17 protein-coding genes are annotated in these 14,690 nt (G+C 61.9%); 6 read left to right on the top strand and 11 right to left on the bottom strand.

Features of this window, described 5'->3' with window-relative positions; translation table 11 throughout:
- Window positions 1-8: 8 nt before the first annotated feature.
- The 4 genes from PO883_RS13705 to PO883_RS13690 all read right to left on the bottom strand — a co-directional run bounded on the left by PO883_RS13705 (window position 9) and on the right by PO883_RS13690 (window position 4,037).
- Window positions 9-1,322 (bottom strand): ATP-binding protein, encoded by a 1,314-nt coding sequence (locus PO883_RS13705; RefSeq protein ID WP_289310332.1) that lies wholly within the window; start codon window positions 1,320-1,322, stop codon window positions 9-11.
- Between the two features lie 68 nt (window positions 1,323-1,390).
- Window positions 1,391-2,284 (bottom strand): zinc-dependent peptidase, encoded by an 894-nt coding sequence (locus PO883_RS13700; protein ID WP_289310263.1) that lies wholly within the window; start codon window positions 2,282-2,284, stop codon window positions 1,391-1,393.
- Between the two features lie 100 nt (window positions 2,285-2,384).
- Window positions 2,385-3,137, bottom strand: a complete 753-nt coding sequence (locus PO883_RS13695) for a glutathione peroxidase (RefSeq protein ID WP_289310262.1) — start codon at window positions 3,135-3,137, stop codon at window positions 2,385-2,387.
- Between the two features lie 288 nt (window positions 3,138-3,425).
- Complete coding sequence (locus tag PO883_RS13690) at window positions 3,426-4,037, bottom strand: winged helix-turn-helix domain-containing protein (RefSeq protein ID WP_289310261.1); 612 nt, start codon at window positions 4,035-4,037, stop codon at window positions 3,426-3,428.
- A gap of 341 nt (window positions 4,038-4,378) precedes the next feature.
- Between PO883_RS13690 and PO883_RS13685 the strand changes: the two genes are divergently transcribed.
- The 3 genes from PO883_RS13685 to PO883_RS13675 all read left to right on the top strand — a co-directional run bounded on the left by PO883_RS13685 (window position 4,379) and on the right by PO883_RS13675 (window position 6,946).
- Entirely contained in the window at window positions 4,379-4,693 is a 315-nt protein-coding gene (locus PO883_RS13685; protein WP_289310260.1) for a collagen-like protein, read from the top strand.
- 231 nt (window positions 4,694-4,924) lie between these two features.
- Complete coding sequence (locus PO883_RS13680) at window positions 4,925-5,950, top strand: OmpA family protein (protein ID WP_289310259.1); 1,026 nt, start codon at window positions 4,925-4,927, stop codon at window positions 5,948-5,950.
- Between the two features lie 63 nt (window positions 5,951-6,013).
- The gene (locus PO883_RS13675) at window positions 6,014-6,946 is read left to right on the top strand and encodes a YihY/virulence factor BrkB family protein (RefSeq protein WP_289310258.1); all 933 of its coding nucleotides are present in this window, start codon (window positions 6,014-6,016) and stop codon (window positions 6,944-6,946) included.
- Window positions 6,947-7,050: 104 nt separating this feature from the next.
- On the opposite strand, the gene PO883_RS13670 is transcribed toward PO883_RS13675, so the two are convergent.
- The 7 genes from PO883_RS13670 to PO883_RS13640 all read right to left on the bottom strand — a co-directional run bounded on the left by PO883_RS13670 (window position 7,051) and on the right by PO883_RS13640 (window position 13,302).
- Window positions 7,051-7,905, bottom strand: coding sequence for a DUF3037 domain-containing protein (locus tag PO883_RS13670; RefSeq protein ID WP_289310257.1), 855 nt, complete (start codon window positions 7,903-7,905; stop codon window positions 7,051-7,053).
- Window positions 7,902-8,633 carry a HipA family kinase gene (locus PO883_RS13665; RefSeq protein WP_289310256.1) on the bottom strand — a complete coding sequence of 244 codons (732 nt, stop codon included), beginning with the start codon at window positions 8,631-8,633 and terminating at the stop codon, window positions 7,902-7,904. Before PO883_RS13665 ends, PO883_RS13670 begins: the two co-directional genes overlap by 4 nt.
- 119 nt (window positions 8,634-8,752) lie before the next feature.
- Window positions 8,753-10,012, bottom strand: coding sequence for a lipoprotein-releasing ABC transporter permease subunit (locus tag PO883_RS13660; protein ID WP_289310255.1), 1,260 nt, complete (start codon window positions 10,010-10,012; stop codon window positions 8,753-8,755).
- 6 nt (window positions 10,013-10,018) lie between these two features.
- Window positions 10,019-10,966 carry a polysaccharide deacetylase family protein gene (locus PO883_RS13655; RefSeq protein WP_289310254.1) on the bottom strand — a complete coding sequence of 316 codons (948 nt, stop codon included), beginning with the start codon at window positions 10,964-10,966 and terminating at the stop codon, window positions 10,019-10,021.
- A gap of 102 nt (window positions 10,967-11,068) precedes the next feature.
- On the bottom strand, window positions 11,069-12,313 hold the full coding sequence (locus PO883_RS13650; protein WP_289310253.1) for an AI-2E family transporter: 1,245 nt from the start codon (window positions 12,311-12,313) through the stop codon (window positions 11,069-11,071).
- Between the two features lie 66 nt (window positions 12,314-12,379).
- Window positions 12,380-12,694 (bottom strand): BON domain-containing protein, encoded by a 315-nt coding sequence (locus tag PO883_RS13645; protein WP_167088571.1) that lies wholly within the window; start codon window positions 12,692-12,694, stop codon window positions 12,380-12,382.
- 59 nt (window positions 12,695-12,753) lie between these two features.
- The gene (locus PO883_RS13640) at window positions 12,754-13,302 is read right to left on the bottom strand and encodes a hypothetical protein (protein WP_289310252.1); all 549 of its coding nucleotides are present in this window, start codon (window positions 13,300-13,302) and stop codon (window positions 12,754-12,756) included.
- 208 nt (window positions 13,303-13,510) lie between these two features.
- On the opposite strand from PO883_RS13640, the gene PO883_RS13635 reads away from it, so the two are divergent.
- From PO883_RS13635 to PO883_RS13625, 3 genes are all read left to right on the top strand, one after another.
- Window positions 13,511-13,972, top strand: a complete 462-nt coding sequence (locus tag PO883_RS13635) for a glycine zipper 2TM domain-containing protein (RefSeq protein ID WP_289310251.1) — start codon at window positions 13,511-13,513, stop codon at window positions 13,970-13,972.
- A gap of 75 nt (window positions 13,973-14,047) precedes the next feature.
- Entirely contained in the window at window positions 14,048-14,200 is a 153-nt protein-coding gene (locus PO883_RS13630) for a DUF3309 family protein (RefSeq protein WP_167088574.1), read from the top strand.
- A gap of 63 nt (window positions 14,201-14,263) precedes the next feature.
- On the top strand, window positions 14,264-14,671 hold the full coding sequence (locus tag PO883_RS13625) for a hypothetical protein (protein WP_289310250.1): 408 nt from the start codon (window positions 14,264-14,266) through the stop codon (window positions 14,669-14,671).
- Window positions 14,672-14,690 lie beyond the last annotated feature (19 nt).

The following is a 14,690-nucleotide window of genomic DNA, read 5'->3' as shown; positions in this document are numbered from 1 at the left end:
GAGCGCCCCTAGCCAGCGCCCGGCGGCACCACCGGCAGGCGCACCGTAAACGTGGTGCCCTCCCCCGGCACCGAGGCCACATCGATCCGTCCCCCGTGCTTGTTGACGATCCCGTACGAGAGCGACAAGCCCAGCCCGGTGCCGCTGCCGACCGGCTTGGTGGTGAAAAACGGCTCGAAAATCCGGTTCAGATGTTCCTGCGCGATCCCGCAACCGGTGTCGCTCACCGCTACCCACACCCAGCCATCGTCGGCGCCGGTGCGGATCGTGATCACGCCCTTTTCCTTGATCGCGTGCCCGGCGTTGACCAGCAGGTTCATGAACACCTGGTTGAGCTGGGAGGCCAGGCAAGTCACCTGCGGGATCTGCCCGTACTGCTTGTCCACCGTGGCCTTGTACTTGATCTCGTTGGAAACGATATTCAGTGTGCTGTCGAGTCCGTGATGGAGGTCGGCCACCTGCCATTCATTCTCGCCCACATGCGAGAAATCCTTGAGCGCCTGCACGATATCCTTGACCCGCTTGAGCCCATCCATGGACTCGCGCACGAGGTCGGTCACGTCATCCTGCAGGAAGGCCAGGTCGGCGCGCTTGCCGATCTGGGCGATGGCGCCGGTCAGCGCCGGCGGCGGACTGTGCGCGGCAATCGCGGCATCGTAGTCGCGCACCACACCGAACAGGGTCTCCACATATTTTTGCAAGGACCCCATGTTGGAATTGACGAAGCCGACCGGATTGTTGATCTCGTGCGCGATGCCGGCCGCCAGCTGGCCGATGGAGGCCATCTTTTCCGACTGCAGCAACTGGTTTTGCGCTTCCTGCAAACGGCCGATCAGCAATTGCTGTTCCTGGCCCTTGCTGTGGAGCGCCTCTTCCATGGTCTTGCGGATGGTGATGTCGGTGAGCGAGCCGATCACTTCGAGCGGCGCGCCCTGCTCGTCGCGGATCAGGCGCAGGGTGTCGTGCATCCACAGATAGGCCCCGTCGGCCGCACGGAAGCGGTATTCGTAGGCGCGCTGGCCTTCGACGAACACCAGCGCCAGGCTGGAAAAGATGGCCGGCGCGTCGTCCGGATGAATATGGTCGAACCAGAAGTTGGGATCGGCCACCATGTCCTCGGGCCGGTAACCCAGGACGTTATAGGCGTTGTTGCTGACGAAGGTCATCTTGAAGTCACCGCTGGGCACGGTGCAATAGATGATGGCCGGGGTGTTGTCGATCAGATATTGGAGCCGCACCAGGGGCGAGGCGGCGTCCGCGCCCGGCGCGCGCGCCGCGGGCGGCGTGTCGGACGCAAAGGATTCAAATTCCTCGAACTGCATCGCCATGATCGATCCCGTGGGAAAGTGCTTCAGGCAATTATGACCGAGTATTCAGGAGCGCGCCACTTTCATTGCCATTGTCCGTACACGGTGCCGTAGGACGGTGGCGGCGCCGCTTGGTGGCCGGGGTCCGGTTCCGGGGCCGGCGGCGCCAGCCAGGCGCGCGGGTCGACCCGGTAGTACTGCTGGAACTGGTCGAACAGCTCCGCATGGCGTTCGGCCATCTGCCAGGGCTTCTCGAAAAACGTTTCCGTGGCCACGGCGAAGAACTCGGCGGGACTGACCGCGCCGTAGTGGTCGAGTACGCTTTGACGGTGGAACATCGCTTCGTGGCGCAGGTTGTTGAAGTCGCGCGAGAGGACCGCCGACCAGTCGCGGTAACTGCCCGGGTGGCCAAGGAAAGGCGCGCCATTATTGCTGCCCGATTCGCTGTCGAGCTGGTGCGCAAATTCGTGCAAGACCACGTTCTGGCCATCGGTCCAGTCGCCGGCGCCGCGCTGGACGTGGTCCCACGACAACACCACGCGCCCGTCGCCCCACGATTCGCCGAGCAATTCCTGGCGCGCCGGATTGACGATGCCGGCGTCGTCGGCGTGGTTGCGCGGCACCAGGAAGGCGCTCGGGTAGACCAGGATGGTGTGCAGCTTGCGGTACACCCGGGTAAAGCGGTTGAGCAGCAGCAGGCAGGCCTGGCCGGCGATGGTGACGCGCATCTCGTCGTCGACTTCCAGCCCTTCGCAGCCGACGAATTTTTTCTGGAACAGGAATTGCTGCACCAGCCGCTGCAACTGTGCCTGCAGCTCGGGCTGCATGCGACTGTAAATCGGAATATTGTGTTCGAGTATATGCAACCACGCCGGCGGAAAGGGCTGGGCCAGCGCGCGCTTGAGGCGCCAGCCGGGATAGCTCATGCCGAGCGCAATTGCCACCACGATGGCGGTGGTCCAGAGCAGCGCTTCCATCTTGTTCCTTGTCGGGGTGCGAAAAAACGCGGGGCCGCGCGCGGCGCCCGGCTCCACGGCGCAGCGGGCGGGCTGCGCGGGAGCGGGCGGGGCGGCGGGCTCAGGCCGCCCTGGCGGCGCCGAAATGGGCGTCCAGCGCGTCGGCGTTGCCGATCAGCTTGCCGCCGATGAATACTTGCGGCCAGGTGGACTGGCCCGAGACCGCGCGCAGCACGCCGGCATTGATCTTCCGGTCCTGCACGATCTCGGTGAATTGCACGCCGTGCGCCTTGAGCGTGGCCTTGGCGCGCGCGCAGTGCGGGCAGCCGGGCTTGGAAAACACCACTACCGGTTCCGGGATCTGGACCTTCGGGTGAATGTAACGCAGCATGGTTTCGGCATCCGACACCTCGAACGGATCGCCTTCCTTGTCCGGCTCGATGAACACCTTCTCGATCATGCCATCCTTGACCAGCATGGAATAACGCCACGAACGCATGCCGAAACCCAGGTTGCGCTTGTCGACCAGCATGCCCATGCCCTGGCTGAAGTCGCCATTACCATCCGGGATGACGGTGATATTCTCCGCATCCTGGCCGACTTTCCACTCGTTCATCACGAACGCATCGTTGACCGAGATGCAAATGATTTCGTCGACGCCGTTTTGCCTGAACACGGGCGCCAGTTCGTTATAGCGCGGCAAATGGGTGGAAGAACAGGTGGGCGTGTAGGCGCCGGGCAGCGAGAACAAGACCACCGTCTTGCCCTTGAACAGCGCGTCGGTGCTGAGATCCTTCCACTGGTCGTTGGGCCTGGCCTTGAACGTCACATTCGGTACGGGCTTGCCTTCCAGCGATTCTGGCGTCGGTAACATGGGCGTTCCTTTGGATGAGTGGTGGGGACAGCAAAGCATCCCCGCACCGCCACAAGTGGGGCTGGTTCAGGGGTTTTCAATTGGCGGCGATGACAGAAAAACAGCAGACGTGGCTGTGCCCGCACGGCCGCGGAGGGGAAGCGCGAAGCTGGACACGCGAAGTTGACACGAAAAACGGGGGGCCGGACTGCGCCGGCCCTGCCTGGACGATACGATAGGTGAACGGACCCTGCCCTGCAAGCGAAGCGGACGGTCGAAGCGGGCGCGGCGGGACCGCTCAGCGCAGGGTCAAGCCTGTTCCTTGGCCGACGGTGCCGCGCCGAACAGGGCGGCCACGAGCGGGTCGCGCGCCACCGGACTGCGATTGACACGAATGGCATAGTGGGTGTCATCCGCCAGGATGTGGAAGTGACGGCCCGTGCCAGCCATGCTTTGCTCGCGCAAGCCCGGACGTTCCTTGCGCGGCGCGGCGCCTTCGCGTTTCGGCTGCACGATCGCGGCCAGGAAAGCCTTGACGCGTTCCGGATCGGGCGAGATCTGGTACACGGCCTTGCCCAGGTAGGTGGCGGTGCCTTCGATATAGCGCGCCAGTTCGATCACGCCCGCTTCGCGCAGGTCGCGGATATATTTACGCGCGCCGGACGGCGAAAACTTGAGGAACCAGGCGATTTCATCGGCCAGCATTTCGTGCGTCGACAGTTCGCCAATCAGTTTTTGCATGTTTTCGATGCGGCGCTGGGTGGCCGAGGTCGAACGCACGCGCTCGATCGGTGCCATCGAGATGGGAGCGCGCTCGGCTGGCTGGGGCGCGACGCGCTCGATCAGGGAGGAATTGGCGTTGGTGTGCAATGTGGTCATGTCGCCTTGGGCCGCATTGTGGTGCTGTGTCGTTGCATGCATGTTGAGTACTCCAAAGAGAAGAGATAGTCATGTCGTCCGGACCCGCTACATGTCGTTTGACAGCCTGACAATAATTCGGTTCCGTACATCTGAGTGCAAGATTGCCTGCGTGGACCTCGATGGTCTGTGCGCCATCGAACATTTCGCACAATTTACTTCCTATGATCATCTTTTCATCGTTGCAATCTTGATGACGGGCCTGGCTGTGTGCGTTGGCGTACAGATTCCATCAATACAAGGCCGTATTCTGGCCCCGTTCGCACAACATTGTGTGTGCAATGACTTCATTGACGTTCAGTCTGCCTGCCACCGGCACCAGACACTTAAAAAAGGAAACCACCATGAAAACGACACTTCTGGCTGCACTGCTGGCGATGGCCAGCCTGACCGCATGCGAAAAAACCACTGTCAACCCACCTGCCACGGTGGTCACCCCAACCGTTGAAGTTCCGGTGGCCGTTCCTGGCCCTGCCGGCGCAACTGGCGCTACCGGCGCCACCGGCGCTGCTGGCAACACCGGCAATACCGGCAACACGGGCAGCACCGGCGCCGAAGGTAGCGCTGGCACCCCAGGCGCGCCTGGCATGGATGGTGCCAAGGGCGACACCGGCAAGACCGGCGGCGACACCGTGATCGTGGTGCCGGAAAAACGCTAATAACTCCGGCTATTATTCGCGCGACAAGATCGCGCCGGACTGGGTTTGCGCCCGGTCCGGCGCGATTTTTCTTGGTACTCGCACAAATTGTTGTATTAAAAACACAAGTCCGATGTCACAGTGCGCTATCGAACGGTTGCATTGAACTCCGCCGCTTAATCTCAAGTCGAACCTCACACTGCCTCGCATCAGTGATGACATCCCTACCGACCCATCCAATAGGAGTTCCCTGTGAACAAAATCACAAAGACGGCCCTCGCGGCGGCACTGTTGTGCAGCGCCGGACTGGCCTTTGCGCAAGACATCAATCCCTCGTGGTATATCCAGCCCAGCGTCAACGCATTCAAGCCCGACCAGGATTTCGGCCTGAGCGAGCGCGATTACGGTGGCGGCCTCAAGTTCGGCAAGCCGGTGGCCGAGATGTGGGACGTGCAGATCGGCGCCACCCACGGGCGCGCCGCGGAAGGCCGCGCCAGCTATCGCCAGACCCTGCTGGGCGCCGACGCGCTGCTGATGCTGTCGCGCCAGAATTTCCGGCCTTTCCTGCTGCTCGGCGTCGGCGCCGAGCGCGACCGGGTCGACAATCCGCTGCGCCGTGTCAGCAAAACCTCGCCCTACGCGAGCGCCGGCATCGGCTTCCAGCTGGGGCTGACCGGCCAGTGGTCGATGCAGGCCGACCTGCGCAGCGTGCGCGGACGCTTGCGCGGCGACGAAGCCTTCGGCATCAGCCGCAGCAACAACAAATACCTGACGATCGGCTTGAACTACGCCTTCAACAAGCCAGCCCCGCCGCCAGCGCCCACGCCGCCGCCGGCCGTCACGCCGGCGCCGGAGCCGGCCGCACCGCCGCCGCCACCGCCGCCGCCGCCAGCCCGTTTCGAGAAAATCACGCTGAGCGCCACCGAGCTGTTCGCCTTCGACAGCGCCACGCTCAACGTGAGCCAGACCCGCCTGGACGAGATCGCCGCCGCGCTGCTGGCCGACCCCGGCATCACCGACGTCGACATCAGCGGTTACGCCGACCGCCTCGGCTCGGAAAAATACAACCTCAAGCTGTCGGAGCGGCGCGCCAATGCGGTGCGCGACTACCTGGTCGCCAAGGGCGTCGACGGCGCGCGCCTGAAAGCCTACGGCAAGGGCGAAGCCAATCCGGTGGTCACCTGCACCGACCAGAAGCGCGCCGACCTGATCAAATGCCTGGAACCGAACCGCCGCGTCGAAGTCGAACAGATCACCATCGAGCGCCGCGTGCAATAAGCAAGGGCTGCGGCCTGTTTTGCGGGGGGGCGCGTGCTCCCCGCGCACATGTAAGGAAGTCATATGATCGAAATCAAAGAATGGATGCCGTACTCGAAACAACTGGTGCGCGTGATGCGCTGCGCGGTCACCGAGTGGTTTGCCCACCGCGCCGCCAGCAAGGGCGCGGCATTGGCCTTCTACACCCTGTTTTCGATGGCGCCGATCCTGGTGCTGGTGATTGCCATTGCCGGCTTTTTCTACGGCGCCGAAGCGGCCCAGGGACAGTTGCTCAACGAGCTGCAGGGGCTGGTCGGCAAGCAGGGCGCGGAAGCGATCCAGCTCGTGCTGGCCGGCGCGCGCAACAAGGAAAGCGGCATCTGGGCCACCATCATCGCCACCGGCCTGCTGCTGTTCGGCGCGACCACCGTGTTTTCCGAGCTCAAGGATAGCCTGGACGAGATCTGGGCGGTGCCGGCCTCGACCGACGCCACCTGGTGGGATATCGTGCGCACGCGCCTGCTGTCCTTCGGGCTGATCCTGGTGCTGGGCTTCCTGCTGATGGTGTCGCTGGTGGTCAGCGCCGCCCTGGCCGTGCTGGACAAGTACATGAATGGTTTGTGGAACGATGCGGCGCTGCTGCTGTCGTGGGTATCGTGGGCGATCAGCTTCCTGGTGATTGCGACCTTGTTCGGCGTGATCTACAAAATGCTTCCGCGCATCAAGCTGTCATGGCGCGACGTGACCATCGGCGCGCTGGGAACGGCGGCCTTGTTCACCCTGGGGAAATTTGTCATCGGGCTGTATATCGGTAACAGCGGCGTGGCCAACAGTTTCGGCGCGGCCGGGTCGATGATCGCCGTGCTGCTGTGGGTATATTACTCGGCGCAGATTTTCTTCCTGGGGGCGGAGTTTGCGCGCCAGTATGCGCTGCAGCTGGGCAGTCTCAAGCACAAGCCGGATGAAGTGACCGGTGGCGGGCAGACAGCGGCGGCGAAAGTGACGCGGATTCGATGAGTGAACACATTGCCAGGCATGATGTTTTCGCCGCGACCCGATGATGCTCGACAGTTTCGGCGTCCGCAGGCTCAGGTGCCGTAACCCGGGGTGTCCCCAATCGGCTACGAATCTCCAGCAGTGGCATGGCCTTGAACAAACCTCATGATCTGTTCCTTCTCGCTGTATGAGTACACCGTTGCTCCGCTATCGCGCAGATTTCCGACGATGTCATCATATGCCCTATGTCGAGGTCCTTGTCCATCAGGACCTTCGACAGCGAAGAGAATTCTATTTGGCAAAAGGTGCTTGCGTTGCAGCGTATGAATCCGGAATAGCCATTGGCCGCCATGGTCAAGTATCTTGCTTGGTTGATCCTGCGCCAGGTTCAATGGCTTCACTGCTTGCACGACCCGCGTGCCGTCCTGTTCGACGAACGGAAAGGTCGCATGGTATTCGTCATTGCCGACCTCCATTTTGTCAAATTTACTTGCAATGCCGGCATCGAATATCCACCTGCGCATTGTTCGCTCCAGCACCGCCTCACGATACTCCTTGGTGACGAAGTCTCTTTCAACATAATATCCGTAAAGATCCTCCAACTTCGTCTCCGGATCGTCGGCCAGCACGCCCCGAACTTTGCTGAATTTAATCACGGCCTCGCGGGGTCGGACTATCTCCGCAAACAGGCTTTTCGAGAATTCAACATCGTTGAGTTTATACTTCTTGTCAATACCATGCGTACGCAACATCGCGGCAGCGCGTTCAAATTCCTCTCGAAGGTTTTGCATGGCGGTCTTGAAAACAGAACCGTCCAGTTGCTCGAAAAAGTTTGTGACCCGCGCATGGCGACGCGTTATTAACTTATAGGCAAAGAACCCATGTTCTGGAGCGATCATAATGATTCCAGCGTTCGCAAACTCTTCTGTCTCCAGGAAGGGACAAAAGCGCACAATAGCGTAAAGGCAAGGAATGCTCATGATGTCATATTCCAGAACGCGTCGCCGCGGCAGTTGAGTAGCTGCTGACGTAGCGTGTTTGGATCAAAGTCCGTTGGCAGAGTTCGCTCGTCATCGAGGTACCACCACTCATCAGGAATAGTATTGCAGATTCCATCCCAATTTGCCATGGCATCGTGGTAACGAGTGGCATAGTGTTCCTGGGCGACCCAGTCCTCGAACAATGATGGACACTCCCGTTTAAACACGTGCAGAGCAGCAAAATTTTGTGCCGAAAAATGGATGTCGAATGCTTGATTGTGGTCAAGAACCACCAATTGATCGGTTTTAACGTCCCAAAAAAGGTTCGGATTGCCGCCGGCATCGCTCAAGGTTCGATCGCCATTGCGAATCCACCAATCGAATGCAAGAACGTCGCGCCGCGAACTGATCGGCACCTTATCAATATGCGTGAAGGAAAGTTCCACAACCTGTCGTCGCAGTGATCCGAACGCTGGCCCGCTGCCAAGTTCGTTCAAATCAGCGCGGGATCTTAGTGAAATCAAGGCGCTCGGAACATCTACCACCGTGAAGGGGGCAATGGGAAGTCCGAGACTCAAGCCCAGATTTCCCGCAATCCATTCGCAAAGCAAACTCCTCCGGCCTGCACCGCGACCCTTGACAAAGTATATTTTCTCGTCATCGCCGCGACAAATAAATGGTTTAGTGATTCCCTGTTCGGATCGGTCTATTACCTCGATTATTTGCACTGGCATTTTTTAGCCCACATGAATTTGACCGAAGAAGCGCATCCGCCAAACCAGGTCCGCTACCACGGCTGCTTGTTGACGCCGCGCCTGTATCAACGGTCTTTCACCAATCTCCATCCCTACTCGTAGCGCAAGGACTCCGCCGGATTGATCCGCGCCGCACCATAGCTCGGATACAGGGTCGCCAGGAACGCCAGCGCCACCGAGACCCCGGCTATCATGGCCACATCCCGCCATTGCGGGTCCGATGGCACCGAGCTGAGGAAGTAGATCTCTTTCGACAGCAGCTTGCTGCCCAGCAGTTTCTCGACCACCGGCATGATCACATCGATATTGAGTGCGAACAGCACCCCCGCCGCCACCCCGGCCGCGGTCCCGATCACGCCCACCAGCGCGCCCTGCATCATGAACATTGCCATGATCGAGCGCGGCGACGCGCCCAGGGTGCGCAGGATCGCGATATCGGCCTGCTTGTCGTTCACCTTCATCACCAGGGTCGACACCAGATTGAACGCCGCCACCGCGATAATCAGCACCAGGATCAAGAACATCATGCGCTTCTGCGATTGCAGGGCCGCGAACCACACTTCGTTCTGGCGCGTCCAGTCGCGAAACATCAGGTGCGCCGGCATGCTGGCCATCAGTTCCTGCGCCACCCTCGGCGCCTGGTGCAGGTCATGCAAACCCAGGCGCAATCCGGACGGCAGCGCCAGGTGCTCGACCGCGCGCGCATCGTCGATATGCACCAGCGCCACGCCGGAATCGTAATCGTTGTGCCCCACATTGAACAATCCCGCCACCGTGAAGACTTGCCGGCGCGGCGTCCACGAACTCGCCGTGCCCCCCTGCGGCGCCACCAGCAGCGATAACTTATCGCCCGCCTTCACGCCCAGCTTGTTGGCCAGCTCGTAGCCGAGCACGATATTGAAGCGGCCCGGCTGCAAATCATCGAGTTTTCCATCCTTGATGCGCTTGGCGATGGGCGACACCGTTTTTTCCGCCTCCGGCAAGATGCCTTGCACCGCCACCGGCCGCATCGTTTCGTCGTACAGCAACATGCCCTGCAAGCTGACGAAGGGCGCGCCGCCGGACACGGCCGGATTGCTGCGCGCCTGCGCCAGGGTCTGCTCCCAATTGGCCAGGCCGCCGCGCTCGTCGACGACCTCGATGTGCGGAATCATCGACAGCATGCGCGCCGCTACTTCCTTCTGGAAACCGTTCATCACCGACAGCACGACAATCAGCGCGGCGACGCCCAGCGCAATGCCGCTCACCGAAATGAGGGAAATGACCGACAGCATGGGATTGCGTTCGCTGCGGCGTTGCGCGCTGGTGTAGCGCAGCGCGATCTGTAATTCGTAAGGTAAATTGGCGAACATGTAATCCTAGTATCCTTGTACTTTCAGGCTCTCGATATCGGCGTCGCCGTCGTCCTTCAGGCGGCGCCAGTGGTCCAGCGGCTCCAGCCCCAGGCTGCGCGCCATCGATAGCAGCAAACTCTGCCCCGCTACGGGGCTGTGCGGTGAAAATCGATACACCGGATCCTCGAACGCCTTGGCCGGCGACACGATGGTCCAGCCCATCTCCTTGAACATGCCGATCACGTCATCGAGGAACAGCGCATTGAGCAGGTTGTGATGCATCAGCATGACCTGGGCGATGTCGCGTCCCTGCAAGCGCTGCGACAAGTCGCGGTAAGCCAGGGCCCGCTGGCGCACATGCGCCAGATAGACTTTTTTCAAGGGCGCCAGGTCGGCCTTGCTGTTCCTGGCGAGCAGTTCGGTCAGATAATCGTCGAACCGCCAGTCGCTCGTATCGAGACTGACATACGCATTGCGGTAGCCCTGCGCGGCGAGAAAGGTCCGCATGCCGTCGCGCTTCTCGGGCGTGTTGCCTTCGCGCAGATAGGTGTAGCGGAACCATTTCTGGTAGCCGGGCAAGGTGGCGATGATCTTGTCGCAGTCCATCACTTCGCGCTGGTACTGCGCCAGGCTGAGCGTGGAACTGTCGAGGTCGGGATGGCTCATCGTATGGTTGCCGATGGCGTGGCCGGCCTCGCCCCAGGCGCGTGCCAGCGCGTAGCCGGCGGGCTTGTCGGCGCCATTGCCGGCGGTAACGAACAGCGCCGCCGTCACCTTGTGTTTGGCGAGCGCATCGAGCATGGCCTGGTTACGCTGCTGCGCCGACATGCGTGGCGTCTCGGCCAGCGCCGGTCCGTCATCGAAGCTGAAGGCCACCGATTGGGCAAGGGCGGCGCACGGCAGCAAGCCGGCGCACAGGACGGCGGCGGCGACGCGGGAGAGCTTCACCGCGAAATGTGTAAACTGGAGCATGAATGAGGCGCGCTTCTGAATTGACGATCTGCAAGCCTAACATACGGCGGCGCGGGCGCAAAGGCGCGCCGCCCCGCTGCGCCGCCGCCCTGCCCGGCCACCTTACTCGCCCAGCAGCTCGGCCAGCACTTCCATGCCTTCGACCCGTTCGGCCACGACCTTGATCATCACCACTACCGGCACACCCAGCAGCAAGCCCCACATGCCCCACAGCCAGCCCCAGAACAGCAGGCTGACGAACACGGCGGCCGGATTCATCTTGGCGATCTTGCCCGTCATCCAGGTGGCGATGACGGTGCCGACCAGGGTGGCGATCGCCAGCGAGGCACCACTAACCAGCAGCACCATTTCCAGCGATTCGAACTGCATGAAGGCGACCAAGCCGGTCAGCGCGGTGATCAGCAGCGGGCCGAAGTACGGCATGATGTGCATCAACCCGGCAAAAATAGCCCAGGCGCCGGCATTTTCCAGGCCGATCGCGCGCAGCGCGACCCACATCATCAGCGCCAGCAAGGTATTGGTGACGAGCAGCATGAACATATAGTTCTGGATCGAACTGTTGATATCGTCCAGGATGTGCACGGTGACCTTCTTGCGGCTCAAGGACGGCCCGGTCAGCTTGACCAGCTTGCGCTTGAAGGTATCCCCCGCCAGCAGCAGGAAGAACACCAGGAACACCACCATCGTGGCCTGGGTCACGAAACCGATGAAGCCCATCGAGCCGGCCAGCACCCAGTCCATGATCTTGAAGGTGCCCCCGGCGGCGGCGGCGGCCGGCATCGCCTTGCGCGCCGGCGAGCGCTGCCCGCCCACGCTGGAGGTGGCCTGTTCGATCTGGGAAGCGGCCGCCTGCATCTGCTGGATCGTGCTCGGCTGCCCGCCGCTGGCGTTGGTCAGCAGGCGCGTGACTTTCTGCGTGATCGTCGGCAATTCATCGATGATATTGAAAAACTCGCCCTGCACCCGGTTCAGCACCCCGGCCATCGAGGCCAGGATGGCGATCGTGACGATGGTCGCGCCAATGGCGCGCTTGATGCGCAGCCGCCGTTCGAGCCACAGGACCACGGGGTTGAGGGTGTAGGCGATGAAAATCCCGAGCAAGAGCGGGACCAGGAATTTTTGCGACCACTGCAGCGCATAGACAAAGGCAATCGTCGCGATGATGCCCAGCGCCAGCCCGCGCGCGTTGACATGGATCGGGATGCGCAAGGTGTGCGCGGCGCTCGCCACAAGGGGATCGTTTGGCTCCGCGCCGGGAGCGGCAAGGGGTGCCGTGACGGCGGCGCTCTCTACGGAAGGAGCGGGGTTTTCATTGGCGGGTGCCGGAATCGGATCTGCAAGCTGCATAAAATCTTCACATTATAGTGCCGGCGCCACAGGCCGGCCACTGCGGGCCGGCCTGGAGAGCTCAGCTTACTTCACACGGACGTCGTTCTTGACCGAGACGACACCCTTCACCCCGCGTGCCACGTCGGCCGCCTTGGTGGCATCGGCCGGATCGGCCACGAAGCCGGACAGCTGCACGTCGCCCTTGAAGGTTTCGACGTTGATTTCCGACGATTTCAGGGTTGGCTCGTTGAAGATCGAGGCCTTGACCTTGGCGGTGATCACGGTGTCATCGATAAACTCGCCGGTCCCTTCCTTGGTGGCAGTCGAAGCGCAACCGGCCATGGTGGCAACGAGGGTGGCGGCAAACAGCATGGACGACAGACGTTTTGCGATTTTCATGGTGGACTCCTTGGTGGGTGGTTCAAAAAGATGCTCAATGTGAGCTGTTGCAGGACGGCTCATTTGCCGTACTGCGATTTTGCGGCCGAGACACAACTGTCCTTGGCCGCACCGGCAAAAGCATCGCACTTTTCGCGCGCGACTTTGTACTCGGCCGTTCGTTTGTCGGCGCGCGCATCGGTGCGCGCTTCGATCGCTTTCTTGTCGGCCCTGGCGTCGGCCTGGGCCGCGATCAGGGTCGCTTTTGCCTGCTGGATGCAGACATCCTTGTCATTGCCCGTCAATGCCTTGCACTTGACCCGGTCCAGGTCGTAGGTGGCGCCGGCAATCTCCAGGCGCGACTGGGTGTAAGCCTTGAGCGTGCCCTTGTAGAGCGCGGTGGCGTCTTCCACGCTGCGCACGCGCGCCAGCTTGGCTTCTTCCACGCACACCTCTTTCGGGTTGCCGCTGATGGCATCGCAACGCGCACGGGCCGCCTTGTAGGCGCTGGTCGCCGCATCCCTGGCCTGGCTGTACGCCGCTGTCGCTTCCGGGGTGGCCGCGCTGGCGGCCAGCGCGGCCGAGATCAGGAGGGCGCCGCCCAGGGCGCGGATCACTGCTTGCTTCATCTTGCTTTTCTCCGGTGACAATACATCGCTCAATGACGTTGTACGGGATGTGGGACAGCACATCTGTACGCTGGCGAACACAACACGATTAGTGGCAAAAACCCAACAGTTTGATGCAAGCTCAAGCGCCGCGGACTGGGTGCGGCAGCGCACAGACCCCAGGCTTGTTGCTGATTATGCTGGCTCTACACTTTGTCAGGAGAACAACATGAAATCGACTCAGACTATCGCAGCACTGGTCGTCGCCGTTTCTGCAGTCATCAGCGGTTGCGCCAGCACCTCGAACCAGCCGGCCAACAATGGCAGCTACAGCAACCCGGTATCGGCCTCGGCCGGATACGGCACCATCGAATCGATCCAGGTCACCCGCAGCGAAGGCCAGACCAGCGGCACCGGCGCGGTGGTCGGCGGGATCGTGGGCGCGCTGGTCGGTAACCAGGTCGGCAGCGGCACTGGCCGCACCGCCGCCACCGTCGCCGGTGCCGTCGGCGGCGCCGTGGTCGGCAACAAGGTGGAAGCCAACCGGAATGCCGGCAATGGCCAGGACATGTATCAGATCAATGTGCGCCTGGAAAATGGCGAAACCCGCACGGTTGTGCAGGACAGCGTGTACGACCTGCGCGTGGGCAACCGCGTGCGTCTGGTCGATGGCCGCGTCTACCGTTACTAATTTTTTTGTATTACCCACCCGCCAACAATAAAACACGACCTGCCAGCCAGCTCGACCACTTTTAAGGAGCCCACCATGGGTACCATTCTTCTCGTTATTCTCATTCTTGCGCTGATCGGCGTTCTTCCAACCTGGAACCACAGCCGCAGTTGGGGATACGGTCCAACCGGCATCACCGGCATCATCGTGGTGGTGCTGATTGTGCTGCTCATCACCGGGCGCCTGTAAAAGTCGACAACCGGCGCCGCGTGCGTCGGTTTTTTTTGCCCCACCATCAGACAAGGAGCCGCCATGCGCGAGCCTGTACCGACCGTGATGCCAGGCGCATCCGCACCCACCACCCGTCCATTGTCGCGCGCGCTGCGCACCGCCATCCTCAGCGCCGGCTTGATGGGCATGAGCCTGGCGCAGGCCCAGCAAGCCCAAACCTCGACCGACCAGAACGTGCCGGCCGCCACCGCGCGCCAGCAAGCGGCCGAAATCGCCCGTGGCGACCCGGCGCGCTGGTCGCGCGAGGATGTCACCCCCGACGCCCGCCTGCGCACCCTGCGCAAGGAAATGGGCGCGGCCCTGCAGGAAGCCCGGGGCGCTTGCCGCGCCCTGGCGGCCGCCGAACGCGGCGCCTGCAACAAGGAAGCGCAAGCGAACTATCAGAAAGACATGGCCGGCGCGCGCGCCCAGGCAGCCGTCGGCGGCTGAGCCGGCAAGCCGCATCGTG

Origin of the sequence: Massilia sp. DJPM01, assembly GCF_030348125.1 — a bacterium.
In the GTDB taxonomy this organism is placed as follows: Bacteria; Pseudomonadota; Gammaproteobacteria; order Burkholderiales; family Burkholderiaceae_D; genus Telluria_A; species Telluria_A frigida.
This window is presented reverse-complemented; position numbering and strand designations above follow the sequence as displayed.